Annotated in this window: 27 protein-coding genes; 14 read left to right on the forward strand and 13 right to left on the reverse strand. The window is 67.2% G+C overall.

Annotated features, from left to right (window positions below; translation table 11 throughout):
- Positions 1-124: 124 nt before the first annotated feature.
- Together ASF26_RS04505 and ASF26_RS04510 are read right to left on the reverse strand one after the other, a co-directional pair.
- Positions 125-274, reverse strand: a complete 150-nt coding sequence (locus ASF26_RS04505; RefSeq protein WP_244475828.1) for a hypothetical protein — start codon at positions 272-274, stop codon at positions 125-127.
- Between the two features lie 120 nt (positions 275-394).
- Positions 395-1,021, reverse strand: coding sequence for a GNAT family N-acetyltransferase (locus ASF26_RS04510; RefSeq protein ID WP_056250222.1), 627 nt, complete (start codon positions 1,019-1,021; stop codon positions 395-397).
- A 314-nt stretch (positions 1,022-1,335) separates the two neighbouring features.
- Here ASF26_RS04510 and ASF26_RS04515 point away from each other — a divergent pair, with 314 nt between their 5' ends.
- The 6 genes from ASF26_RS04515 (at position 1,336) to ASF26_RS04540 (ending at position 7,060) form a co-directional block, all read left to right on the forward strand.
- Positions 1,336-2,253: a branched-chain amino acid ABC transporter permease gene (locus tag ASF26_RS04515; RefSeq protein WP_056142360.1), complete on the forward strand. Its 918-nt coding sequence runs from the start codon at positions 1,336-1,338 to the stop codon at positions 2,251-2,253.
- 25 nt (positions 2,254-2,278) lie between these two features.
- Positions 2,279-3,607 carry a high-affinity branched-chain amino acid ABC transporter permease LivM gene (gene livM, locus ASF26_RS04520; protein WP_056250503.1) on the forward strand — a complete coding sequence of 443 codons (1,329 nt, stop codon included), beginning with the start codon at positions 2,279-2,281 and terminating at the stop codon, positions 3,605-3,607.
- Positions 3,608-3,711: 104 nt separating this feature from the next.
- Positions 3,712-4,524: an ABC transporter ATP-binding protein gene (locus ASF26_RS04525; protein ID WP_051074405.1), complete on the forward strand. Its 813-nt coding sequence runs from the start codon at positions 3,712-3,714 to the stop codon at positions 4,522-4,524.
- The gene (locus ASF26_RS04530) at positions 4,521-5,291 is read left to right on the forward strand and encodes an ABC transporter ATP-binding protein (RefSeq protein ID WP_056250224.1); all 771 of its coding nucleotides are present in this window, start codon (positions 4,521-4,523) and stop codon (positions 5,289-5,291) included. The genes ASF26_RS04525 and ASF26_RS04530 overlap by 4 nt, the downstream gene beginning before the upstream one ends.
- Positions 5,292-5,505: 214 nt before the next feature.
- The gene (locus ASF26_RS04535; RefSeq protein WP_056250227.1) at positions 5,506-5,862 is read left to right on the forward strand and encodes a DUF6867 family protein; all 357 of its coding nucleotides are present in this window, start codon (positions 5,506-5,508) and stop codon (positions 5,860-5,862) included.
- A 76-nt stretch (positions 5,863-5,938) separates the two neighbouring features.
- Complete coding sequence (locus ASF26_RS04540) at positions 5,939-7,060, forward strand: branched-chain amino acid ABC transporter substrate-binding protein (protein ID WP_056142544.1); 1,122 nt, start codon at positions 5,939-5,941, stop codon at positions 7,058-7,060.
- 295 nt (positions 7,061-7,355) lie between these two features.
- Here ASF26_RS04540 and thrS read toward each other — a convergent pair whose 3' ends face one another.
- A complete protein-coding gene (gene thrS, locus ASF26_RS04545; RefSeq protein ID WP_056250230.1) occupies positions 7,356-9,383 on the reverse strand; it encodes a threonine--tRNA ligase in 2,028 nt (675 codons plus the stop codon).
- Between the two features lie 350 nt (positions 9,384-9,733).
- On the opposite strand from thrS, the gene ASF26_RS04550 reads away from it, so the two are divergent.
- Entirely contained in the window at positions 9,734-11,095 is a 1,362-nt protein-coding gene (locus ASF26_RS04550; RefSeq protein ID WP_056250232.1) for a 2-hydroxycarboxylate transporter family protein, read from the forward strand.
- Here the strand turns inward: ASF26_RS04550 and ASF26_RS04555 are convergent.
- From ASF26_RS04555 to ASF26_RS04565, 3 genes are read right to left on the reverse strand one after another with little or no spacing between them, the layout of a single operon-like run.
- The gene (locus ASF26_RS04555) at positions 11,082-11,552 is read right to left on the reverse strand and encodes an OsmC family protein (protein WP_056250235.1); all 471 of its coding nucleotides are present in this window, start codon (positions 11,550-11,552) and stop codon (positions 11,082-11,084) included. The genes ASF26_RS04550 and ASF26_RS04555 overlap by 14 nt on opposite strands.
- 40 nt (positions 11,553-11,592) lie before the next feature.
- Positions 11,593-11,925 carry a membrane protein insertion efficiency factor YidD gene (gene yidD, locus ASF26_RS04560; RefSeq protein WP_056250238.1) on the reverse strand — a complete coding sequence of 111 codons (333 nt, stop codon included), beginning with the start codon at positions 11,923-11,925 and terminating at the stop codon, positions 11,593-11,595.
- A 4-nt stretch (positions 11,926-11,929) separates the two neighbouring features.
- Positions 11,930-12,373, reverse strand: a complete 444-nt coding sequence (locus ASF26_RS04565) for an iron-sulfur cluster assembly scaffold protein (RefSeq protein WP_056250240.1) — start codon at positions 12,371-12,373, stop codon at positions 11,930-11,932.
- Positions 12,374-12,604: 231 nt separating this feature from the next.
- On the opposite strand from ASF26_RS04565, the gene folE reads away from it, so the two are divergent.
- Genes folE through ASF26_RS04580 form a run of 3 tightly spaced genes read left to right on the forward strand, consistent with a single transcriptional unit; the run spans position 12,605 to position 14,951 of the window.
- Positions 12,605-13,432, forward strand: a complete 828-nt coding sequence (folE, locus tag ASF26_RS04570) for a GTP cyclohydrolase I FolE (protein ID WP_056250241.1) — start codon at positions 12,605-12,607, stop codon at positions 13,430-13,432.
- 17 nt (positions 13,433-13,449) lie between these two features.
- Positions 13,450-13,890, forward strand: a complete 441-nt coding sequence (gene hisI / locus ASF26_RS04575; RefSeq protein ID WP_056250243.1) for a phosphoribosyl-AMP cyclohydrolase — start codon at positions 13,450-13,452, stop codon at positions 13,888-13,890.
- On the forward strand, positions 13,887-14,951 hold the full coding sequence (locus ASF26_RS04580) for a patatin-like phospholipase family protein (RefSeq protein ID WP_156462863.1): 1,065 nt from the start codon (positions 13,887-13,889) through the stop codon (positions 14,949-14,951). Before hisI ends, ASF26_RS04580 begins: the two co-directional genes overlap by 4 nt.
- A gap of 59 nt (positions 14,952-15,010) precedes the next feature.
- Here ASF26_RS04580 and ASF26_RS04585 read toward each other — a convergent pair whose 3' ends face one another.
- Both ASF26_RS04585 and ASF26_RS04590 read right to left on the reverse strand, forming a co-directional pair.
- Positions 15,011-15,442 carry a CBS domain-containing protein gene (locus ASF26_RS04585; RefSeq protein WP_026175981.1) on the reverse strand — a complete coding sequence of 144 codons (432 nt, stop codon included), beginning with the start codon at positions 15,440-15,442 and terminating at the stop codon, positions 15,011-15,013.
- Between the two features lie 127 nt (positions 15,443-15,569).
- Positions 15,570-16,394, reverse strand: coding sequence for a rhomboid family intramembrane serine protease (locus tag ASF26_RS04590; RefSeq protein WP_056250244.1), 825 nt, complete (start codon positions 16,392-16,394; stop codon positions 15,570-15,572).
- 315 nt (positions 16,395-16,709) lie between these two features.
- Here ASF26_RS04590 and ASF26_RS04595 point away from each other — a divergent pair, with 315 nt between their 5' ends.
- From ASF26_RS04595 to ASF26_RS04610, 4 genes are all read left to right on the forward strand, one after another.
- A complete protein-coding gene (locus ASF26_RS04595; protein WP_056250246.1) occupies positions 16,710-17,327 on the forward strand; it encodes a PAS domain-containing protein in 618 nt (205 codons plus the stop codon).
- 112 nt (positions 17,328-17,439) lie between these two features.
- Positions 17,440-18,066, forward strand: a complete 627-nt coding sequence (locus tag ASF26_RS04600; RefSeq protein WP_056250248.1) for a PilZ domain-containing protein — start codon at positions 17,440-17,442, stop codon at positions 18,064-18,066.
- 390 nt (positions 18,067-18,456) lie between these two features.
- On the forward strand, positions 18,457-19,083 hold the full coding sequence (locus tag ASF26_RS04605; RefSeq protein WP_026175982.1) for a transglutaminase-like cysteine peptidase: 627 nt from the start codon (positions 18,457-18,459) through the stop codon (positions 19,081-19,083).
- Between the two features lie 153 nt (positions 19,084-19,236).
- Entirely contained in the window at positions 19,237-19,920 is a 684-nt protein-coding gene (locus ASF26_RS04610; RefSeq protein WP_018044043.1) for a transglutaminase-like cysteine peptidase, read from the forward strand.
- Positions 19,921-20,023: 103 nt separating this feature from the next.
- On the opposite strand, the gene ASF26_RS04615 is transcribed toward ASF26_RS04610, so the two are convergent.
- The 5 genes from ASF26_RS04615 to ASF26_RS04635 form a co-directional block, all read right to left on the reverse strand.
- Positions 20,024-20,350 (reverse strand): hypothetical protein, encoded by a 327-nt coding sequence (locus ASF26_RS04615; protein ID WP_056250250.1) that lies wholly within the window; start codon positions 20,348-20,350, stop codon positions 20,024-20,026.
- 184 nt (positions 20,351-20,534) lie between these two features.
- Positions 20,535-20,747 carry a DUF3126 family protein gene (locus ASF26_RS04620; RefSeq protein ID WP_018044045.1) on the reverse strand — a complete coding sequence of 71 codons (213 nt, stop codon included), beginning with the start codon at positions 20,745-20,747 and terminating at the stop codon, positions 20,535-20,537.
- A gap of 121 nt (positions 20,748-20,868) precedes the next feature.
- A complete protein-coding gene (gene cysE / locus ASF26_RS04625) occupies positions 20,869-21,729 on the reverse strand; it encodes a serine O-acetyltransferase (RefSeq protein WP_018044046.1) in 861 nt (286 codons plus the stop codon).
- Positions 21,730-21,946: 217 nt separating this feature from the next.
- Positions 21,947-22,903: a helix-turn-helix transcriptional regulator gene (locus tag ASF26_RS04630; RefSeq protein ID WP_081612664.1), complete on the reverse strand. Its 957-nt coding sequence runs from the start codon at positions 22,901-22,903 to the stop codon at positions 21,947-21,949.
- A gap of 434 nt (positions 22,904-23,337) precedes the next feature.
- Entirely contained in the window at positions 23,338-24,249 is a 912-nt protein-coding gene (locus tag ASF26_RS04635) for a transglycosylase SLT domain-containing protein (RefSeq protein ID WP_018044048.1), read from the reverse strand.
- Positions 24,250-24,463 lie beyond the last annotated feature (214 nt).

Raw genomic sequence — 24,463 nt, forward strand, 5'->3', positions numbered from 1 at the left:
CGTTCTCGCTCGGCTAATAGCCGACCCGTCGAGCGGGCTTTGGAGGCGGTGCGTCCTCCAGCCTCTCTCGAGGTACCCGGAACGAGACGGCACGAGTCCGAGTGGGATCGCACCCTCCACCGCGTCAGTTGCTCCGTGTCGACTGTTGTTCGGTCTCCGTCGCCTTCGCCATGGCCACGCCGATCTCGAAGAGCAGAAGGTCGATCAATTGGCGCATCACCGATGTGCCCGAAGCCTCGATGATGTCCCGTGCCGCGATGCAATGTTCTGCCAACGAGTCGAGACTTTCGTCTCTCTCGATCACCGATGCGTACATGATGTCAGCCCTTGTTCTTCTCTTGTCGAAGAGCCCCCTCTTCGAAATGGTCTGGATGGTTCGGCGAGCGGCCTTCGCTCAGGCGGCGAGGTAGGCGTAGGAAGCCGGCGCGAGCACCGAATCCGGATTGCCGCTGACGTTGCGCAGGCGCGCCAGGGTGCGCTCGTCGAATTCCGCGGTCGCCGCGATGATGTCCTCGCCGCTGATCGCGTGGGGCAGGCCGAGCGGGCGGGCGCGGAAATGCAGCTGCACCACATGCAGCAGGTAAAGCGTCGGCATCTGCAGCATGAGCCGGTTCACGCCGTGATGCATCCCCCATTCGACGATGCCGGTGAGAAGCGCGAGGGAAACCGGGTTGACCGCCTTGCCCCGCGCCCGGTGCGAGCGTGCCACCGCCTGCCGCGTCCATTCCCAGCAATCGCTGCCGCGCGGTAGCTCGCCTTCGCACAGTTGGGGCATGATGTCCGACAGCAGGTGCGGGCGTGTCGTCGGGAGAAGCCGGCTATAGCCGATGACTCTGCCATCCTCGATCGCCAGAAAATGGATGGCATGCGGCGTATCGAACTGGTCGATCTCGCGACGATCCGGCTTGGCGAGGTCCGTCCAGCCCTTCTCGGTCACGAAGATGTCGTGGCGCAGGCGCCAAGCCTGTTCCATCTCGTCGCGATACAGGGTCTCGTTGGCGGGGGTAACGATGTGGATCATGCCAGCCTCTCCATCTTCGGAGCATGTCTGGCAGTGCAGGGAGACGCTGCGTACTACGGGAAACCGTAGGGTCGATGGCAAGATGCTCCACGCCAGGGTGCTGGCGGAGCGTATTCGTCTCCTCGCGCCGTCGTTTCCCGGGGCCGGCTTCGTGACGAGGGCTGACAATCCCTTCGGACCGTGGCGATTTCCGCATTGACCCCGAAGCGTTCTTGCAGACACTCGCCCCCGCCGAACACGCTCGATCCTGGCGGTGGGCCGCTTCGGGACAGCCCCGGGCGGCCATCTGGCATGCCATTCGCGAAAGCCCATCGATGGAATTCTTCGCCCAGCAATTCATCAACGGCCTGACCCTCGGGTCGATCTACGGCCTGATCGCCATCGGCTACACGATGGTCTTCGGCATCATCGGCATGGTGAATTTCGCCCACGGCGACGTCTTCATGGTCTCGGCCTTCATCGCGCTCATCGCGTTCCTCATCCTCACCACCTGGCTCGGCCTCTCGTCCGTGGCGCTGGTCTTCCTCATCGTCCTCGTCATCGCCATGGCGCTGACCGCCCTGTGGGGATGGGCGATCGAACGGGTGGCCTACCGGCCCCTGCGCGGCTCGTTCCGCCTCGCACCGCTGATCTCGGCGATCGGCGTGTCGATCTTCCTGTCGAATTTCGTCCAGGTGGTGCAGGGCGCCCGCAACAAGCCGGTGCCGCCCCTCGTGCGCGACGTGGTCGTGCTCTACCAGAACGAGCAGTACACGGTGACCCTGTCCTACAAGCAGGCGATCATCATGATCACCACGGCCGTGCTTCTCGCGGGCTTCTGGTACCTCGTACAGAAGACGCCCTTCGGCCGCGCCCAGCGCGCCGTGGAGCAGGACCGGCGCATGGCGGCGCTGCTTGGCATCAATGTCGACCGCACCATCTCCCTGACCTTCGTCCTCGGCGCCGCGCTGGCCGCCGTCGCGGGCACGCTCTACCTGCTCTATTACGGCGTGGTCTCGTTCTCGGACGGGTTCGTGCCCGGCGTGAAAGCCTTCACCGCCGCTGTGCTCGGCGGCATCGGCTCGCTTCCCGGCGCCGTGATAGGCGGGATCATCATCGGGCTGATCGAGACCTTCTGGTCGGCCTATTTCTCCATCGAGTACAAGGATGTGGCCGCTTTCTTGATCCTCATCGTCGTGCTCATCTTCAAGCCTTCGGGCATCCTCGGCCGGCCCGAAGTGGAGAAGGTCTGACGTGGCATCCGGTTCGACCACCCCCATCGCCGCGACCGCCCGCGCCGAGGCCTCTCTCCTGCCCGGCCTGATCAAGGATGCCGGGCTGTTCGCCCTGGTGACGCTGGGCCTGTGCGTGCCCATCGTCAGCTACCGCACCGATCTCGGCCAGGGCATCGGCCTCGTCATCACCAGCCGCTGGGGCACCGTCTTCGCCCTCTGCGCCGCCATCTTCGTCCTGCGCCTCGTGCAGCAGCTCTACCTCACCGGGCGGGCGCGGCGGCGGGCCGCCCGTGCGCCGGTGGTGGAAGGGGCGAGCCGCCTCGCCGCGATCCTCGCGCCCATCACCCTCGTGGTCGCCCTCACCCTGCCGCTCCTCGCCGCCCTCCTCACCGGATCCCTCGGCGAGGGCCGCTACTGGATCGATCTCGGCATCCTGATCCTGACCTATGTCATGCTCGGATGGGGGCTCAACATCGTGGTCGGCCTCGCGGGCCTGCTCGATCTCGGCTACGTCGCCTTCTACGCGGTGGGGGCCTATTCCTACGCCCTGCTTTCCACCGTGTTCGGCCTGTCCTTCTGGATCTGCCTGCCGCTCGCTGGCTTGTTCGCCGCCGCCTTCGGCGTACTGCTGGGCTTTCCCGTCCTCAGGCTCCGGGGCGATTACCTCGCCATCGTGACCCTGGCCTTCGGCGAGATCATCCGCCTCGTCCTCATCAACTGGACCGACTTTTCGGGGGGCGCGGCCGGCATTTCCTCGATCCCGCGCGTCAGCTTCTTCGGCCTGCCCTTCACGGCGGGGGAGAACGGGTTCGCCGCCACGTTCGGGCTCAGCTTCAACGCCATGCACCGGCTGGTCTTCCTGTATTACCTGATCCTCGTCCTGGCGCTCGTCACCAACCTCGTGACCCTGCGCATGCGACGCCTGCCCCTCGGGCGGGCCTGGGAAGCGCTACGCGAGGACGAGATCGCCTGCCGCTCGCTCGGCATCGACACCACCATCACCAAGCTCACCGCCTTCGCCCTGGGGGCGATGTTCGCGGGCTTCGCCGGATCGTTCTTCGCCGTGCGGCAGGCCTTCGTCTCGCCGGAGAGCTTCAACTTCCTGGAGAGCGCCATCATCCTGGCCATCGTCGTGCTTGGCGGCATGGGCAGCCAGATCGGCGTCGCCATCGCCGCCATCGTCATGATCGGCGGCCCCGAACTCCTGCGCAATCTCGGCTTCCTCAAGGCCGTGTTCGGCGAAGGGTTCGACCCCAACGAGTACCGCCTTCTGCTGTTCGGCCTCGCCATGGTGGCGATGATGGTGTTCCGCCCACGCGGTCTCATCTCCGAGCGAACGCCCTCCGTCACCATCGCGGAGCGCGGCCGATGACCCTCGCCACAGGCATCAACCGGCTGGCCATTGTGCAGGACGAGCCCCCCGCCGCGATTCCCGGTGGCCCCGCCGATCCGGTGCTGATCGTCGACCACCTGACCATGCGGTTCGGCGGCCTCACCGCCGTCAACGACCTCTCGTTCAAGGTCGGGCGTGGCGACATCACGGCCCTGATCGGCCCCAACGGCGCGGGCAAGACCACGGTCTTCAACTGCATCACGGGCTTCTACAAGCCGAGCGAGGGCATGATCCGCCTAGTGCAGAAGGGCGGGGAGACCTACCTCCTCGAGCGCCTGCCCGGCCATGACGTGAACCGGCTCGCCCGCGTCGCCCGCACCTTCCAGAACATCCGCCTGTTCCCGCGCATGACCGTGCTGGAGAACCTGCTGGTGGCCATGCACAAGCCGCTGATGCGCGCCTCGGGTTTCTCGATCCTCGGCATTCTCGGCCTGCCGGCCTATCGCAGTGCAGAGAAGGCGGGAATCGAGAAGGCCGCCGCCTGGCTCGACCGGATCGGCCTCACGGCGCGGGCCGACGATGCCGCCGGCGACCTGCCCTACGGCGACCAGCGCCGCCTGGAGATCGCCAGGGCCATGTGCACCGATCCGGTGCTGCTCTGCCTCGACGAGCCCGCCGCCGGCCTCAACCCGCGCGAATCCTCTGAGCTGAACACTCTGCTGCGGCTGATCCGGGACGAGTACGACACCTCCGTCCTCCTCATCGAACACGACATGTCGGTGGTGATGCAGATCTCCGACCGGATCGTCGTGCTCGATTACGGCACCAAGATCGCCGACGGCACGCCCGACGACATCCGCACCGATACCCGCGTCATCGCCGCCTATCTCGGCGTCGACGACGAGGAGGTGGCGGCGGTGGAGGCCGAGGTCGGCCTGACGGGAACGCAAGCATGAGTGTCGCCGGCATCAACGTCCTCGTGGAGGAGACCCGCGCGCTTCAGGCGCCGCTCCTCGATGTGCGCGGCGTCTCTGCCTATTATGGCAGCATCCAGGCCCTGAAGGGCGTCGATCTGCACGTGAACGAGGGCGAGATCGTCGCCCTGATCGGCGCCAACGGGGCCGGCAAGTCGACCCTGATGATGACGATCTTCGGCCAGCCGCAGGCACGGACCGGCAGCATCACCTATGCGGGCCGCGACATCACCCGCATGGCGACCCACGAGATCGCGCGCCTCAACATCGCCCAGTCGCCGGAGGGGCGGCGCATCTTCTCCCGCATGAGCGTGCGCGAGAACCTGCAGATGGGCGCGGCCCTGCATGGCGGGCGCTATTTCGCCGAGGATCTCGAGCGCATGTGCGTCCTGTTCCCGCGCCTGAAGGAGCGGCTCGACCAGCGCGGCGGCACCATGTCCGGCGGTGAGCAGCAGATGCTCGCCATCGCCCGCGCCCTGATGAGCCGCCCGAAGCTCCTGATGCTCGACGAGCCGTCGCTCGGCCTCGCCCCGCTCATCGTCAAGCAGATCTTCTCGGCCGTTCGCGAGCTCAACGAGCGCGAGGGGCTCACCGTCTTCATCGTCGAGCAGAACGCCTATCACGCCCTCAAGCTGGCCCATCGCGGCTACGTCATGGTGACGGGCGCGGTGACGATGAGCGGCACGGGCCGCGAGCTCCTCGACAACCCGCAGGTGAAGGCAGCCTATCTCGAAGGGGGCCAGCATTGAGCGGGTTGGCAGGCGTGGAACGGGAATCCCACCCGCGCCCTCATCCTGAGGTGCCCGCGCCAGCGGGCCTCGAAGGAGGCCTCCATCGAGCAACGAGGCATCTGGAGGGCTCCTTCGAGGCCTCCGCTTCGCTGCGGCACCTCAGGATGAGGCCGGCGGACGGGATCATCGGTTGGCGCCGACCGGTCGCGCGCTTCTCGTTAGGCAAGGCATCATGACCGAGACCCTGTCCCTCGACACGCCCAATCTCGGCATCTTCCTCCTCGTCACGCTGGCGATGGGAGGGGGCGCTGCCTGGATGGCGGGCAGCAGCTTCGCCAGGGCATGGCGTCCGTTCTGGCAGTGCGTGCTGGCAGGGCTCGCCATCGCTGCGGTCTCGCGCTTCCTGCATTACGCCCTGTTCTCGGGTACGCTGCTCTCGCCGGCCGGCTACGCCCTCGACGCGGTGGTGATCCTCGCCATCGGCGCGCTCGGCTACCGGGTCACCCGCACCCGGCAGATGACCACCCAGTATCGCTGGCTCTACGAGCGCACCGGCCCGCTATCCTGGCGGGACCGGCAAGGGACGTGAGCCCGACACATCTTCGTGCAACCATGCGCCAAGCGGGACACGTTCAATCCGCCGCGCTGATCGAGGGGAAATGACCATGAAGACACTGATGGCGATGAGCGTGGCGCTGGGTGCGCTGATGCTGGCGGGTGCCGCGCAGGCCGAGATCAAGATCGGCGTGGTCGTCCCGGTCACCGGCCCCAACGCGGCCTTCGGCGCGCAGATCAAGACCGGCGCGACCCAGGCGATCGCCGATATCAACAAGGCCGGCGGCGTCAACGGCGAGAAGCTCGTCATGACCGTGGGCGATGACGCCTCCGATCCCAAGCAGGGCGTGTCGGTGGCCAACAAGTTCGCTTCCGAGGGCGTGAAGGCCGTGGTCGGCGCGTTCAATTCCGGCGTCTCGATCCCGGTCTCCGACGTGCTGCAGGAAGCCGGCATCATCGAGATCAGCCCCGCCTCGACGGCGATCAAGTATACCGAGCGCGGCAACTGGAACACGTTCCGCACCTGCGGTCGCGACGACCAGCAGGGCGCGGTGGCGGGCGCCTACCTCGCCGACAAGTTCAAGGGCAAGAAGATCGCCTTCGTCCATGACAAGACCCCCTACGGACGCGGGCTGGCCGACGAGACCCTGAAGGCGCTCAAGGCCAAGGGCGGCACCAACGTTATCTTCGAGGGCATCAACCCCGGCGAGAAGGACTTCTCCTCCCTCGTCTCGAAGCTGAAGCAGGCCGGTATCGACGTGGTCTATTTCGGCGGTCTCTACACCGAGGCCGGGCTCCTGATCCGCCAGATGCGTGACCAGGGCCTCGCCGCCCCGCTCATGGGTGGCGACGGCATCGCCGACCGGGAATTCTCTCAGGTCGGCGGTCCCGGTTCGGACGGCACCCTGATGACCTTCTCGCCCGACGCCCGCAAGAACCCGAAGGCCAAGGCCACCATCGACTCCTTCAAGGCCATGAACTTCGATCCCGAGGGCTACACGCTCTATTCCTACGCCGCCGTGCAGATCCTGAAACAGGCGATGGAGGCGACGAAGTCGAGCGACGGGCAGAAGATCGCCACCTACATGCAGCAGGGCAAGCCGTTCGACACCGTGATCGGCGACATCTCCTACGACAAGAAGGGCGACATCACCCGGCCCGACTACGTCATGTACATGTGGAAGAAGGGCGCCGACGGCGCCATCAACTACGCCGGCAACGAGGTCCCGTAGAACTACGCTTACCCCTCTCCCCGCCGGGCGGGGAGAGGACTTCGTCCTCCCCTTGTCGGGAGGCGAAGTGAGCCCGTCAGGGCGAGGGTGAGGGGGTGACTCCGGGTATGGCTCCTCCAGCCAAGCCCCCTCACCGTCGGCTGCCGCCTCGCCGCGCTGACGACAGGGGCGTCGCTTCCATCTCCCCGCGTGCGGGGAGATGGAGTGCGCGCCGGCCTTTCGGAACAGAACCCGTAGGGCATAGTCTTCCGCCTCTCCCCGCATGCGGGGAAAGGCAGTGCTCACCGAGACTGCCTCAAGGCGTCGGGCTTTCCCCGTGCTGGCCGTCGAGCGCCACGTCGGCGCTGGGCACGCTCTCGTTCACGGCCTGCGCCCGGCGGATGTCCGGTGAGGTCGCTTCCGCGAGGAGGTCGGCCAGAGCCGTGTCGAGGGCGGCGGTGCGGGTCTGCTGGCTGCCCAGCCGGCGGATCGAGACGGTGCGCTCCTCGCCTTCCTTGCGGCCGACCACGAGCATGACCGGCACCTTGGCCAGGGAATGCTCGCGGACCTTGTAGTTGATCTTCTCGTTGCGCAGGTCCGACTCGACCCGGAGCCCGGCGCGGTTGAGCGCGGCCACCACCTCGCGGGCGTAGCCGTCGGCATCTTGCGTGATCGTCGCCACCACCACCTGAACCGGCGCGAGCCAGAGCGGGAAATGGCCGGCGAAATGCTCGATCAGGATGCCGGTGAAACGCTCCAGCGAGCCGCAGATCGCCCGGTGCACCATGACCGGCGCCTTCTTCTGGCTGTCGGCATCGACGTAGAACGCCCCGAAGCGCTCCGGCAGGTTGAAATCCACCTGGGTCGTGCCGCATTGCCAATCGCGGCCGATGGCGTCGCGGAGCACGTATTCGAATTTCGGCCCGTAGAAGGCGCCCTCGCCCGGGCTGATCTCGGTCTTGATCCGGCCGCCCGACTGCTCCTCGATCTGCGCCAGGACGCGGGTCATCACCTCCTCGGCATGGTCCCACAGGGAATCCGAACCGACCCGCTTCTCGGGCCGGGTCGAGAGCTTCACCACGATGTCGCCGAAGCCGAAATCGCTATAGGTCGAGAGGATCAGGTCGTTGATCTTGAGGCATTCGTCGGCGAGCTGGTCCTCGGTGCAGAAGACGTGGGCATCGTCCTGGGTGAACCCGCGCACGCGCATCAGCCCGTGCATGGCGCCCGAGGCCTCGTAGCGGTGGACGATGCCGAACTCGGCCATGCGCAGGGGCAGGTCGCGGTAGGATTTCAGGCCGTGCTTGAAGATCATCACATGGCCGGGGCAGTTCATGGGTTTGAGCGCGAACCAGCGCTTGTCTTCGGCCTCGTCGCCCGCACTTTGCGCGGCGAACATGTTCTCGCGGTACCAGTCCCAGTGGCCGGAGGTCTCCCAGAGCGACTTGTCGAGGATCTGCGGCGCGTTCACCTCGGCGTAATCGCCCTTCAGGCGCCGGCGCATATAGGCGATGAGCTCCTGGAAGATGGTCCAGCCCTTGGCGTGCCAGAACACGACGCCCGGCCCCTCCTCCTGGAAGTGGAACAGGTCCATCTCGCGGCCCAGGCGCCGGTGGTCGCGGCGCTCGGCCTCCTCGAGCCGGTGGAGATAGGCGTCGAGGTCTTCCTTCGTGGCCCAGGCGGTGCCGTAGATGCGGGTCAGCATCGGGTTGTTGGAATCGCCGCGCCAATAGGCGCCTGCCACCTTCATCAGCTTGAAGGCGGTGCCGACCTTGCCCGTTGAGGTCATGTGCGGGCCGCGGCAGAGGTCGAACCACTCCCCCTGGCGATAGATGTTCAGGTCCTCGCCGGGTGGGATCGCGTCGACGAGCTCGACCTTGTACCGTTCGGCTTTCGACTCGAACAGCGCCCGCACGTCGTCGCGCTTCCACACCTCCTTGGTGAAGGGGGCGTCGCGGGCGATGAGCTCGCGCATCTTCGCCTCGATCTTGGGGAAGTCCTCGGGGGTGAACGGCTGGTCGCGGGCGAAATCGTAGTAGAACCCATTCTCGATCACCGGGCCGATGGTGACCTGGGTCTCCGGCCACAGGGATTGCACGGCCTCCGCCAGGACGTGGGCGCAATCGTGCCGGATCAGTTCCAGGCTGCGCGGGTCGGCGCGGTCGAGGAACTCGATGCGCACGTCCGAATCGATCAGGTCGTCGAGATCGCGGACGCGCCCGTCGAGGGCCATCGCCACGGTGCGCTTGGCGAGGCTCTTGGCGATGCCCTCGACCACGGTACGGCCGGTCACCGCGGCGTCGTAGCTGCGGGTGTTGCCGTCTGGGAATGTCAGGATGGGCATCGGATCGGGTCTCCTTGCGCTCACTCCTGCGAACGAGGCAGGTAAGCAGCTGGTGTTCGGATGGCGCGCGCTCGGCGCGAGGGGCGCGGTTTAGACCGTTTCGCAGGAGGAAGAAATCCGCGCGGGCCATCGACCGGCCTTTTACGGGCTCTCGCGGACGTGAACGCACTTCCGAGACGATCCGGGTCGGTTGATACAAGCTGCGATTGACAAGCTTCCGGCCCCATCCGCCCATTCACGCATCACGGAACCGGGATGGCCGGCAGCGGGCGGATGCTCGTGCCGGTTCGCCGAGAAGGTCCGATCAAGCAGGCCGGCCCGAAAGGCGACCGGCCGAAGGGAGAGTATCGATGGCGAATCCAGCTTCCGCCGCTGCCGCCGAGCCCGTCCCGGCGGCGGAGACGCCCGCGCGCCGGTTCTGGCCGCAGGGCTGGTGGCGGATCGTCGATATCAAGATCGGCATCATTCCCCTTCCGGTCTATCTCATCCTCGTCGCCCTCCTCGCCGTCCTGACCTCGGAGGGCGAGATCAAGCCCGATGCGCCGACGATGATCGCGGTGCTGGCGCTCGGCGGCTTCACCTGCGCCGAGATCGGCAAGCGGCTGCCGGTCCTCAAGAATATCGGGGCGGGCGCGATCTTCGCGACCTTCATCCCCTCGGCCCTGGTCTATTACATGCTGATCCCGACGCCGCTGGTGAAGGCGATTACGGATTTCACCAAGTTCACCAACTTCCTCTACCTGTATATCGCCACGATCATCGTCGGCAGCATCCTAGGCATGGACCGGGAGGTGCTGATCAAGGGCTTCCTGAAGATCTTCGTACCCCTGGCGGCCGGCTCCGTGGCGGCGGCCTGCGTGGGCACGCTGGTCGGCACCCTGCTGGGCCTCGGCGCCTACCACACCTTCTTCTTCATCGTCGTCCCGATCATGGCCGGCGGCGTCGGCGAGGGGGCGATCCCGCTCTCCATCGGCTACGCGGCCATCCTCGGCCAGGGCCAGGGCGACGTGTTCGCTCAGGTGCTGCCCCCCGTCATGCTCGGCAGCCTGACAGCGATCGTGCTGGCCGGCACCCTCAATGCCGTGGGCAAGCGGCTGCCGCATCTCACCGGCGAGGGCCGCCTGCAGCCGGACCGGGACAACGACGTCACCGCCGCCAAGGTCGAGGACGCAGCCGTGGACGCGGCGACGGTGGGCGCGGCCGTGCTCACCGCCGTGACGCTCTACCTCCTCGGCGTGATGATGCACCACCTCACCGGGCTCCCCGCCCCCGTGGCGATGCTGTTCCTCGCGGTGCTCGCCAAGCTCGCCAGCGCCGTCTCCCCGCGCCTCCAGGCCGGCGGCTTCGTCGCCTACAAGTTCGTCCAGATCAGCATGACCTATCCGCTGCTCTTCGCCATCGGCGTGTCGATGACCCCCTGGGACAAGCTGGTGGCGGCGTTCACGCTGGCGAACCTCGTCACCATCGTCTCGACCGTGGTGACGCTGATGGGCACCGGTTTCCTGGTGGGGCGCCGCCTCGGCATGTACCCGATCGAGACCGCCATCGTGAATGCCTGCCATAGCGGCCAGGGCGGCACCGGGGACGTGGCGATCCTCACCGCCGCCAACCGCATGGCGTTGATGCCTTTCGCCCAGATCGCCACCCGCATCGGCGGCGCGCTGACGGTGACGGGGACGCTGGTGGTGATGCGATGGCTCAGCGGGGGCTGAGGGGAGCGGCCACGACGACCTCCGTCCTCACCGAATTCGCGACGAAGCATTCCTCATGCGCGGCCTCGTGGAGGGCCGCGAGTCGTTCGGCATCCGGGGCGGCGCCGGCCCAGTCGATCTCCGGGCGGAGCGTGACCCGCGTCACCGCGCGACGTCCGGGCCTCGTCTCCTCCAGCATGCCCTCGGCATGGTCCCGATAGGCGGTGACGCCAAACCCGGCGAGGCGCGCGAGGTGGAGGAAGGTCAGCATGTGGCAGCTCGACAGCGCCGCGACCAGCATCTCCTCCGGGTCGACGGCCTCGCGAGCGGCCCATTTCCCGACCACGTGCTCCGATGCGGTGCCGGCGAGCGTCACGCCGCCATCGAACCTGATTGTGTGCCCCCGGCCGTAGCGCCCGGCGGCGAAATCCTCCCCGGGCTTCAAGGCCCAGGCGACATCCGCGATATGGGTCGACATGCGGTGTTTCTTCCGTTGCATCGCCGGTGGTGGGGCAACGCTACCTTCCTCCGTCATCGCCTTCCACCGCTTCGCACGCAAACGGCGATAGCGGCGCGTTCACTCCGCGCCAGCGCCCATAGGTCCAGGGAGCGTACCAGGCCGATCGCGGCGGCAGGACGTCCGGCACGAGGTCGATCCCGTGGGTGCCGAACGGGCCGCAGCGGCAGATGCGCGAGAACCCGACCCAGCCGCCCGGCCAGAAGCCGTGCCGGCGGATCGCCTCGTCGGTGTAGTCCGAACAGGACGGCCAGTGTCGGCATTGCCGGCCGATCAGGCCCGACAGGGTGAGCTGGTAGCCCCGGATCGCCCAATGGGCCGCGCGGCGGACCATGGCTCTATTCGGCGGCCTGAGCCTTGGCGGCGACCTGATCGAGGGCATTCACCACGGCGTCGAAGGTGAGGAGGGTCGAGGCGTGACGCGCCTTGAAGTCCCGCACCGGCTCGAGCACGGCGAGGTCGGCCCACTCGCCCTGCGGTGCCGGCCCGTTCTCCTTGAGCATGCGCCGAACCGTGTCGCGCAAGCTCCGAAGCTCGTCCGCCTTGGCGCCGACCACGTGGCGGGCCATGAGGGAGGACGAGGCCTGGCCAAGGGCGCAGGCCTTCACCTCATGGGCGAAGTCCGTCACCGTGCCGTCCTTCACCGAGAGATCGACGGTGACGGTGGAGCCGCAGAGCTTCGAATGGGCGGTGGCGCTGGCATCCGGCGCGTCGAGCCGGCCGAGACGGGGGATGTCGGCGGCGAGTTCGAGAATGCGGCGGTTGTAGATATCGTCGAGCATAGGGGAGGTCCCGTCGGGGCGCCGGCAGCGAGCCGGCTTCCGATCACGATGGTCTGATCCGCATTCCCCGCATTGCGCGGCGGCGCGATAACGACGATATAGGCGCCAGCGTACCGTTTCGCGAGGAGGCGGTTCGTCGACCAGGGTCGCGCCCACGGCCAAGGAAATTCTCATCGTTCGGGCGCCGGCCTGCGGCAACGCGGCTGAAAACGCGACCGAGATGGTTCGACGATGTACGCAAAACCAGATAGTTCGACGATGAACGCCCGCGTCGCGCGGGCGGGAGATGCCATGGATGCCGCGCTCAAATCCCTTTCCTACCGGCTGACCGAGACGGATCATCAGGGAATGGACCCGACTGCCAAGGCTGTGCCCGCGCCCCTGAACGGGATGCGCAACGACAATTCCCGCCCCGTGGAGGCCCCCGCCGAGGTCGCCCCCCTGCCGGCTTCGGCCAAGCGCGTGCCCGATGCCGTGGCCACCGGCCGTCCGAGCCGGGAGGAGGCCGAGGCCGCCGTGCGCACCCTGCTGCGCTGGGCCGGCGACGACCCGAATCGCGAGGGCCTCAAAGATACGCCCGCCCGTGTGGCGAAGGCCTATGGCCAGCTCTTCGGCGGCTACGAGCAAGATGCCGATGCCCTGCTCGAGCGCGTCTTCGAGGAGGTCGAGGGCTATTCCGACATCGTGCTCGTGCGCGACATTCCGTTCTACTCCCATTGCGAGCACCACATGGTGCCGTTCATGGGCCTCGCCCATATCGCCTATTACCCGACCAAGGGCGTGGTCGGCCTGTCGAAGCTCGCCCGCGTGGTCGACACCTTCGCCCGCCGCCTGCAGACGCAGGAGACCATGACGGCCCAGATCGCCGACGTGATCGAGAGCATCCTGAAGCCGCGCGGCATCGCCGTGATGGTGGAGGCCGAGCATCTCTGCATGGCCATGCGCGGCGTGCAGAAGGCCGGTGTCTCCACCCTGACCACGCAGTTCCGCGGCGTGTTCAAGGACGATGCCAACGAGCAGGTCCGGTTCCTGACCCTCGTCCGCAACAACAAGAACTGACGCGGGCATTCCACGCGATGACGGTGAGCCAAGCTTCCGCCGCGCCCGGTGGGTTCTCCCCGCCCGGTTCGCGCAAGGATGTGGAGGAAGGCGAAACGCTGACCCCGCGCTTCGACGCGAACGGTCTGGTCGCCTGCATCGCCGTCGACGCCCATGACGGCCGGGTCCTGATGCTCGCCCACATGAACGCCGAATCCCTTCGGCGCACCCTTGAGACCGGCGAGGCCTGGTACTGGTCGCGCTCGCGGAGCGAGCTCTGGCACAAGGGCGCCACGAGCGGACAGGTCCAGCGCGTCGTTGAGATGCGGGTGGATTGCGACCAGGACGCGCTCCTGATCTCGGTGGAAGTCGGGGGCGACGGCGGTTGTTGCCATACCGGGCGACGCTCCTGCTTCTACCGCGCCGTCTCCCTCGATCCGGTATCCGGCGAGGCCCTGCTCGGACCCGCCGGGCCGTGACCTGGGATGGGCTGTCCTTTCGCGGGGTCGCCCTCTACCGCCAGGGCATGCTGTCCCACCTGTCGCAGAAGCCGGTCTTTCCGCGGGGCAATGTCGAGCCCGTGGCCGAACAGCCGCCGCCACGACCGCGGATCGGTCTGGCTCTGGGCGGCGGTTCCGCGCGAGGCTGGGCGCATATCGGCGTCATCGAGGTGCTCGAAGAGGCTGGCATCCACCCCGACATGGTGGCTGGCTGCTCCATCGGTGCCGTCGTCGGCGGCTGCTACGCCGCCGGCAAGCTCGATCTGCTCAAGGATTTCGCCCTGTCGCTGACGAGGCGGCGGGTCATGGGGCTCCTCGACCTGCGCCTGGGGTCCGGCCTCATTGCCGGCGAGCGGTTGAAGCGCCGCCTCGAAGGCGATCTCGGCACGCGGCGGGTGGAGAACCTGCCGATCCGCTTCGCCAGCGTCGCGACGGATCTCGGCTCGGGCGACGAGGTCTGGCTGACGCGTGGCTCCCTGGTGGAGGCGATCCGGGCCTCCTACGCCCTCCCCGGCCTGTTTCCCCCGGTGCGTCTCGACGGCCGCCTGATGATGGACGGAACGCTGGTGAATCCGGTGCCGGTCAAGCTCGCGCGCGGGCTCGGGGCCGAGCTGGTGATCTGCGTGAACCTCAACGGCGATCCACGGGCCGAGCCCGGCCTGGTGATCGGGCCTGACGGCGACGGGGCCGCCTCATCGGCCCTGCCCCTCACCACGTCGCGCCGGGGATGGAACCTGCTGAACCGCATGCGCGGCACCGGTCGGCGCGGGCCGGCGCCACGCCCTGCCCCGCCCCGCGAGCCCGGCCCTCCCGGCATGGGGCGGGTGATGTTCGACGCGTTCAACATCACCCAGGACAGGATCTCGCGGGCGAGACTGGAGCGGGACCCGCCGGATCTCATGCTGTCCCCGCGTCTCGCGGAAATGGGGTTGTTCGAGTTCCACCGCGCCGAAGAAGCGATCCTCCTCGGGCGGGAAGCGGCCAAGGCCGCTCTGCCGCGCATCAGGGAGCTCGTCGCCCTGGCGGCCGAGCGGGTCTGACCCTGCCGGAGCCCATCCGCTTCGCGTGAGAGATCGCCGCTGGCGCGACCGACCCCGCGTCAGGCCATGGTGATGTAGTCGCGCATGGCCTGGTGCTCCGCCTCCACGGCGGCGATCCGGCGCTTGACCACGTCACCGATGGAGACGAGGCCGGCGAGCCGCCCGTCCTCGACCACCGGCACGTGGCGGAAGCGCCCGTCGGTCATCAGCTGCATGACCTCCTCGACGGTGCTCGACCGGGTGCAGGTGGTCACCGATGCCGTCATGTGCTGGGAGATCGGCGCATCGAAGGCCCCCGCTCCCTGGCGGGACAGCGCCCGGATGATGTCCCGCTCCGACAGGATGCCGAGGACGGCACCCTCGTCGTTGCTCACGACGATGGCGCCGATCCGCTTCTCGGCGAGGAGATGGATGGCGTCGTCCAGGGTCCGGTTCGGCTCCACGGTGACGACGGAGCCGCCCTTTTCGGACAGGATGCGTGCGACGGTCATGACCAATATCTCCCATAGGCTGTTACGCGGGCCGGGTTGATCCCGGCGCATCACGGAATTGTGTGACGTCATGTCTGACGTGACAACCCACGGGACCGCCCTTCCGATGCCGAAACATGCGGAAAAATTACGCTTTTGCGCCTCCGACACCGTCGAAAATCGGGAAGAGGAAGAATCCTGCCAGGAACCCGCCCAGATGGGCGTCCCACGCCACGGTCGAGGATTCCGCGCCCAGCGGCAGCGAGATGATCCCGAAGACGAAGTTGGTGACGAGCCAGATGCCGAGGAACATCACCGCCGTCCGGTTGCGCAGGAGCTCGGGAATGGTCTGGAGCGGGGGGTGGACGGGGTGCTGCCAGGGCGGCCCGGCATGGAAGGGCGGCGGCGGCTGGAACACGAAGCGCGCGGCGGCCGCCATCAGCGCCGAGACACCGGCCGAGGCGCCGATCAGCGGGGCCGTGCTCAACGGGTCGATCGCCACGTGGAGGACCCCGCCCGCCACGGCGCCGATCAATCCGAGAAGGCCATAGCGCCAGGGGCCGCATCGCCGCGCCACGGGAGAGCCGAAGGCGGCGAGCCAGACCACGTTGAAGATGACATGCGTCCACGAGCCGTGCAGCAGGGCATAGGTGGCGAAGGTCCAGGGGCTCGCCGAAGGGTTGGCCACCACGTACTGGGCGAAGGCCGCGCGGGCCTGGACCACATCCGTGTCGCCCGAGGCCGAGGAGGCGGCCGACAGGATCTCCGCGGCCCGGTCCGGGTCCACAGAGGCGAGCCAGCGCCCCGGGATCAGGGCCAGGTTGAGGAGGAGCGTGATGTCCCATTCGTCCGGCAGGACGAATTCGCGCATCGCATGGAGGCCGAGCAGGAGGGCGATCGAGGCCGTCACCGCGCCGGGCATGTTGAAGACGGGGACGCGGCTTTGGCGCGGCAGATCGGGCATGGCATCCATGGCGCCACCATGTCGGCGCGGATGCCGCCGCCGCAAGCCCCCGGCCCATGCAAATTCAGGCGAGCGATGCGCGATTCGGGCGCAGTGCCGCACTGGCCGAACGATCCGACCACGCGGGACATCGCAATGACGGCTGCCCCGCAGCCTCGCTCCGCCGCAGCGTTAACCCTAACCGGAGGTTAAGCGAGCGTGCCGCCTTGGACGGGCATAGAGTGTGCGCAGGCTTGTTAACCGAACCGGGGGCTGTGTCCAGCGCCGGATGGATCGGGCCGATTTCGAACAGGTCCCCGCGGGACCGTGCCACGACGGGACGCCATGAAGCATCCGACCAGCCGTATGCTCTATCATTACTGGGACCGGCTTCGTGGTACGCGGGCCGCGCCCGAGAGGAGCGAGATCGAGCCCGGAGATATCCGCAACCTTCTCTCCGAGAGCCTGATCCTCGAACTCGACATGGCGCAGTCGGCGGCGACGGTCCGGCTCGCGGGAACCCGGGTCTGCGCCCTGTTCGGGCGCGAATTGCGCGGCAGCGCCTTCGGCGACATCTGGGGTGCGGGGCAGGCCGATCCCTGGCGCCTCGTGGAGACGGTGGCGGTCGATACGGTGGGGATCGTCGCGGGTTTGCGCGGGATGACCCAGAGGGACGAGCAGATCGACCTCGAACTCCTGCTTCTTCCCCTGCGTCACCGTGGGCAGACGCAGGTCCGCATGTTCGGATCGCTCAGCCCCAAAGTCGTTCCGCAATGGCTGGGGCTTCGGCCCGTGACGCGGCTCGAATCCATCTCGCTTCGCGTCCTCGATCCGACTTACGACGTCATCGACCTCGCCAGGAGCGACGCCGCGTCAAATCTCAGGAACCTGCCGCAACCCGCCAATGACAGCCTGCCGGTGCGTCGCGGCCACCTGATGGTGCATCCCGGCGGGCGGGCCTGATTGGCTTTTGACGGACGGTGCGTGGGACGCGTCTATCCCGGCAAAGATTTTCGTAACCAAGAGACCTGTACGAGTGTGCTGACGACGATCCAACCCGAGTGCGGATTCCGCGATGACCGAGGCTTTCGCGCAAACTGAAGCGAAGCCGGTGCGCTTGCTGCGGCCGTCGGATCTGCGTCGTCATCAGCGGGTCAAGGTCGCCCTCCTCGGCCGTTACATGCTGGCCGACCGCCGCGAATTTCCCTGCCAGACCGTCGACATGTCACCGGGCGGCGTCCGCCTGACCTGCGCGGTACTGGGAGAACTCGACGAGCGCGTCGTGCTGTATCTCGAGAGTATCGGCCGCATCGAGGGGACCATCGCCCGGTTCCCCAGCGGCGGCATCGCGGTTCGCCTGAACGCGACTCAACGCAAGCGCGACAAGATCGCGTCCCAGCTCACCTGGATCTCCAACCGCGAGGCCCTCGGCCTGCCCGAAGGGCGCAACCACGAGCGTCTTACGCCCCAGGAAACCGGGGTGACGGTGAAGATCGAGGGCGGGCGCGAGGTTGCCGCCCGTATCATCGACGTCTCCCTGTCCGGCGTCGCCCTCTCGACCCAGGTGCAGCCACCGATTGGAACAAGCGTCATGGTGGGGCGGACGCCGGGTCGCGTGGTGCGCTACTTCGAGGGCGGCATCGGCGTGGGTTTCATGCTCCCGATCTCGCCCGACCTGTTCCATGAGGGCCTGACGCTCTGAGAGCGTCCCCCCGCCTCGCCTCGGCTTGAGAGCGCCGCCTCTTCGGGTTCTGCCGACAGTTCGGTCGTCCTGGCGTCGGCGAGATACGGTCCAACAGGTCGGATCCTCCCGGCTTGGGATGGCCGTGCCGGCTTTCCTCGTCGTTCGTTCCGACATCCACGGCGCCCGGGCAAGGTGGGGATGAGATCCTCGCCGATCGCATCCGCGTCGTCATGGTTACGGTTTGCCTGCCGCGATCGCGCCAATGCGAGTCCTTGGTTCAGCCGCCGGTTGGCTTTGTCCGCCGGCGGCCCGGCTTCGAGGTCGGATCGATAAAATTGCGCCGATCCGTTTCAGCGCAGCACAGGAAGCGTGGCGGCATCGTGGTCCTCGTTGGACGAGGTGGTCGCGATGGCACGGACGAAAACATTCTTGCTGGGGATGCTCGCGGCGCTGGCGATGTTCGGCGCCGGGGCGTCACAGGCCCAGACCATGGCCGCCCTGCCCTCGCCCTCGCAATCCGCCGATGTTCTCGGTGCCGCCCGCCCCATCGTCGGCTGGGTGTCGTTTTGCCAGCGTTACCCGGCCGAATGCGCCATCGACGCGAATGAGCCGCCCCGTATCGCCCTCACCCCCGCCACGTGGAGCCTGATCGTCTCGGTCAACCGTCGGGTGAATACCGGTCTGCGCGCCGTCACCGATGCAGAGCATTGGGGCGAAGCCGACCGCTGGGACCTCGCCGAGGACGGAATGGGAGATTGCGAGGATTTCCAGCTCGTCAAGCGCAAGCGCCTCGCCGATGCCGGCCTGTCCCGCCGCGCCATGCGGATGACCGTGGTCATCGACGAGAAGGGCGAGGGCCATGCCGTGTTGACGCTCCTGACCGACCGTGGCGAATTCATCCTCGACAACAAGACCAGCGAGATCCTGCCCTGGTATCGGACCGGTTACGTCTTCATCAAACGCGAGAGCCAGGATTCAGTGGCCTGGGTGTCCCTGGGCGGCGTCACGTCTCCGGTGACCACCGCGAACCGCTGAACCGGATTCTCCGGGGTTGCCGGAAAACATCACATTTCTGCCCTGGAACTCCCGAGCCAGTGGGAAGTTAATTCCGGTTTAACTTTTGGATTGAGCCCCGGCTCCGGGCGTGCCAGTTTCTTGCCTTCGGCAACGAATGGCAGGGCGACCGGAATGCGGCACGCGATTCTGCGAGGCGTCGACGGCGGAAGCTTCTCGGGAAGCGGGCTGTTGAGACGGGTCGGCCGTGCGGCCAGGGTGTCCCTGGTGGGCTCCATCCTGCTCCTCGGCGGGGCCGCCACGCAAGCGCGCCCGGTCGCCGCCCTCCCCGATGCGCCGGCCGTGAACGAGAATGGCGGCGCCCGGCCGGTGGCGGCCTGGAACGGGTTCTGCGCCAAATACCCCGCCGAATGCATCGTCGACACGTCACAGCCAGCGATCATCGCCCTCAACCCGGCGATCTGGCGCACGCTCACCAGCGTCAACCGCCGCGTCAACGCACGTATCCATCCGATCACCGACATGGCCCATTGGGGCGTCGTCGACCGGTGGGACTTTCCCGATGACGGTTTCGGCGATTGCGAGGATTTCCAGCTTCTCAAGCGCAGGATGCTGGTGGAGCGCGGCCTCCCCCGTCGTGCCCTACGGATGACCGTCGTCATCGACGATATCGGCGAAGGCCATGCGGTCCTGATGGTCCGCACCGACAAGGGCGATCTCATCCTCGACAACAAGACCACCGCGATCCTGTCCGCGCCCCGCACCGGCTACACCTACGTCAAGCGTGAGGGCCAGGACAGCATGGCCTGGGTCTCGCTCAACGGCGTCGCCTCGCCGGTGGCCACTGCCAACCGCTGATCGATCGTGGCCTCGATCCGCCCTTCGCTGGTCCTGACCCGGACGGACGAAACGCGAGGCTCGGCGACGTCTCGCATCGAGCCGCTGGCGCGGTTCGTTCCGCTCAACCGGTGATCATGTGGGCGAGATCGAGGGCGATCCGGCCCGAGAGCAGGCTCCAGCCGCAGGCGATGATCGTCGCGATCATGACGAAGGGGATCGGACGGCCCTCGATCCGGCGACCGCGGACGGTGTTGCGCAGGATGATGAAGGGAGCACCGAAGGCCAGGATCGGCAGAGCCGCCACCGCCCCGACACCGCCGCGTTCCAGCAGGCTGAAGCTCGCGCGGCGGTCGGAGATGAGCTCGAAGGCGCTGGCGAGGAGGCCCGACAAGGCGAGACCGACACACAGGGTCCGAATCGATTCGATGGCGGAGGGGCTGATGTCCATGGCGCGCTCGACCGTTGACGACGGATTGAGCACGCACTCTGCCAGAGCGTTTACGAGTTGTTAAGGATTTCCCGGCGTCAGGATTGGCCGACGCACGAGGAGAACTACGCGGATTCCAGCGTCATGCGGATCGCGGCTCCAGGGAGCCCGCGATCGAGGTGCGAGGCCTCTCGGCCCGGCAGCTTCAGTCTTCGAGATCGATGTCGAGGATCGCCATGGCGAAGTTGAACGAGCGATCGCCGTCCTCGTCGTCGACGGAGACCACACCGAGGAACTCTTCGCCGATATAGACTTCGGCCGAATCGTCCTTCTTGGGGCGGGCCACGAGGCGGATATTCGTGTTGGCGAACGTCCGGCGCATAAAATCCTGGACCTTCGCGATGTCGGTCTTGTTCACGCTTTCGCCTCTTGCTTCGTCGGTGGTCGGTGGAGGCGGGACCGGTTCGAGCGGTCCAGCGCCTCGGGATGGGCACCGCTTGCCATGCCGCTTCGCGCCGGGCAAGCGCGGGCGGACGGGTTCATATGCCTTCGGCCATGTGAATGAACTGGTCGATATTGACGAACTGGTCCATGGCGCGGGCCGGTTCGGCGCAGCCGGCGGTGCCGACCACGCGGGCGGGCACGCCCACCACCGTGGTATGGGCCGGAACCGGGCGCAGGACCACGGAGCCTGCGGCAACGCGGGCATACTCGCCCACTTCGATGTTGCCCAGGATCTTGGCACCGGCACCGATCATGACGCCGCGACGGATCTTGGGGTGGCGGTCGCTGCCCTGCTTTCCGGTGCCGCCGAGGGTGACGGCATGCAGGATCGAGACGTCGTCCTCGATGACGGCGGTGGAGCCGACGACGACGCCGGTGGCGTGATCGAGGAAGATGCCACGCCCGATGCGGGCGGCCGGATGAATGTCGGTCTGAAAGACCTCGGACGAGCGACTCTGCAGGTAGAGCGCGAGGTCGCGGCGGCCGCTGGTCCAGTACCAGTGCGCGAGACGATGGGCCTGGATGGCGTGGAAGCCCTTGAAGTACAGGACGGGTTCGATGGCCCGCGCCGCCGCGGGGTCGCGATCCAGCACGGCCCCGATATCGGCGCGGAAGCTGTCACCGATGCGTGGATCGGCGGCGATGGCCTCGTGGAAGCCATGCGCCACGAGTTCCGCCGGCAGCGAGGGATGGCCGAGACGCGCGGCGACGCGGTGGGATACGGCGGCTTCGAGCGTCGCCTGGTTAAGGATGGTCGCCACGATGAACGAGGCGAGTTGAGGCTCCTCGCGAACCACGGCTTCGGCCTCGCCGCGCAGGCGCGACCAGACCGGATCGACGGTCCCGGCGATGGATTCGTGTCCGATCGCGGGATTCGAGAGTGGGCTGGCGGACATGGACTCCTCCGCAATGCGGAATCTGAGGCGAACGGCGCGGCCCGGACGGCTGGATCCCCTCGTCCAGGCGCGGACGGCCTTGTCGGGAACCGATACGGGAGAACACTCTCCCCCGAGGTCAAGGGCGGACGGAGCACTCCGTTCCCTCGGGCTCTCCCCATAGCGTGGGGAAAGGCATCCCCGGTATCAAGGGGTTCCCGCCCGTACCGAAGGCCGGTCAGGCACTGCGCCGGTAATCCGCCGATCCGAAACGCGCGTCGATCACGGCGGCGAGCCGGTCGATCATCTCTTCCAAGGCGACGTCGGATGTGTCCACCACCGCCGGGGCACGGGCATAGAGTGGCTCGCGGCTGAGCAGCACGGCGCGCAGCTCCTGCATGGCCGAGGCATGATCCCCCGTGGTGGCGAGTTTTCCCTGGTCGCGCACGCGCTGCATGTGCTCCTCGGGCTTGGCCCGAAGCCAGACCGTGAAGAAGGCCTGGAGGAGGAGGTCGTATGTCAGGGGCTCGGCGACGATGCCTCCGCTCGTGGCGAGGATCATCGGGCCGGGATGTTCGGTCAGCCGTCGCAGGGCGGCCTGTTCGAGGCGGCGATACCCCTCCTGGCCATAGATCGCGAAGATTTCCTTCACGGACAGCGCGTTCTCGCGCTCGATCTCGGCGTTGAGCTCGATGAAGGTCCAGCCCAGGCGTTCGGCTACCCGGCGGCCGAGGGTCGATTTCCCCGCTCCGCGCAGGCCGACCAGGGCCACCCGCGGCATCGGGGTCTCGCCGTTGGCCGTGGCGTGGCCGGACAGGATGCCCTTCGCCAGCGTGATCTGTTCCGCCGATGCCGTTGCGAGGAGATCGCGGATCACGTGCCAGTCCGGCGGGGTGTCCTGCACGGTGATCATGTCGTCGAGCCGCACGCCCATCGCATCCGCCACACGGCGCAGCAGGATGATCGAGACGTTGCCCTGCCCGCTCTCGAGCTGGGCGATGTAGCGCTCCGACAGCCCCGAGGTTTGGGAGAGGAGTTTTCGTGAAAGGCCACGCACCGTCCGCGCGTGCCTGACACGCCGACCGAGTTCGGCCAGGAAAATCGATTCTTGTTCAGCCGCGCCGGCCATGCCGTCGTCCGTCTTCCGTGTTCGCGTCCCGGACCTGACCGTCCCGGAGGCTGATGACCTCACCATATCCCGCCACGCGATCCTCACTCGGCACGAAGATCGTGCTGGCGAGATCGATTGCAGCGGGCTCCCGAGCGCCGGTCGCGGTCCTTTGTTCCATGGTCGTTCGACCAAGATCAGGCTCGCGACTACGCTTCACTATCGTCGGCGTTGGGCTTGATGTCCAAGACTTGCACTTCACGCTTCACGTTGGAAGCCCGATCTTGCAAGACCGTGGTCTCTGAATGCCGCACTGCACCATGTGATGTGGGCTTGCGTCATACGCAAGCGAAACATGTGTTGGCTTTGCCGCAATCAGCGTGGCCGAGGGAGCTTTTGCGTGGCGTGGTTTCGAAAAACGATATTCGCTTGTCTGGGTCTGAGACACACAGCCGGTTCGAGTGGGGAGGATCGACCGGCCCGGTGAGGCGATACGTCGGGTGCAGAGGACCCTTGCGGGCCTACTGGCTCGGCGGAAGAGCCGAGGCTTCCATGATCGTACCGGGGGTCGGCGCCTTCTTGGCCACGATCGGCCGTCCGACCGAGGCGAGGACGATGGCCGAGGGACGACGCGGCGGCAGCGGCACTTCCACTTTCTCCGTCACGGAGAATTCGGCGGCGGCCGTAACGGCGGCGGGCTGCGGCATTGCCGGATTGACCGACAGGGCGGCCAAAGCCGTGGCCTGGGGGGTAATGGCCGGCGCATGGGCGGGGCCGATCTCCGCCACGGCGGGCGCGAGGCCGGACAAGGCGGCCGGGCGGCGCGGCGGCAGCGGGACTTCCACCAGCTCGGTCGGCACGGGCGGAGTGGTCAGGCTCGGAGCATAGGCCAGGGCCGTTCCGGCAGCGGTGACGTTCGCATCGGGCTGCGCCTTGCGCTGCGTGCCGAAGCCACGGGTGAACACGTCGCTGAAGGCCGCGCTCGATTGCGGCGAGGCGGCCGTGGTGTCCTCGAGGCCGGCGACCAGAGTGCCCTGGCGCTTGCCGGCGTAGTAATAGCCCCGGTTGTAATACGTATAGGCTTGGTGGGTGTTGCCCTTGGCGGTACGATAGGCGCCGGCCAGATAGGCAATGCCATAGCGGAGATTGATCTTTGGATCGTAGAGACCCGCTGCATCCCCGCGATATCCCATGCCGCGTGCGGTCGCATGCTTGATCTGCATCAGGCCGAGGGCGCTGCCGCCCTTCGCGTTGGGATTGTAGTTGCTTTCCCGCTTGACGACCTGGTGGACGAAGCTCGCCGGGACGCCGTTTGCCTTTGCCTGCTCCTCGATCAGCGCATCGATGTTGTCGCGGGCCGGGGTTCCCTGGCCGAGAACGGGACCCGGCAGGACGGCCGCAACCACGGCGAGGAGCAGAAGGCGCTGATTCATTCGGAAACCCGGTGGCGTCGTTCTTGATCTGACGCTCAGGGTCGAGGCCAATTGAGGCCGGAAGGCGGCTCCACTGCCATGATTGCGGGGAAGCGGAGCCGTTTCTCCGCGTGCTGTGGCGCACATGGCACAGGCGCGGAACGCGAGCCCGCGCATCGGCCCGAAAGATTCGCGAACGATGCCAAGGAGCTGGGCCGTACGGGACGAGGATCGA

The sequence above is a fragment of the Methylobacterium sp. Leaf93 genome, assembly GCF_001422345.1.
Classification (GTDB): domain Bacteria; phylum Pseudomonadota; class Alphaproteobacteria; order Rhizobiales; family Beijerinckiaceae; genus Methylobacterium; species Methylobacterium bullatum.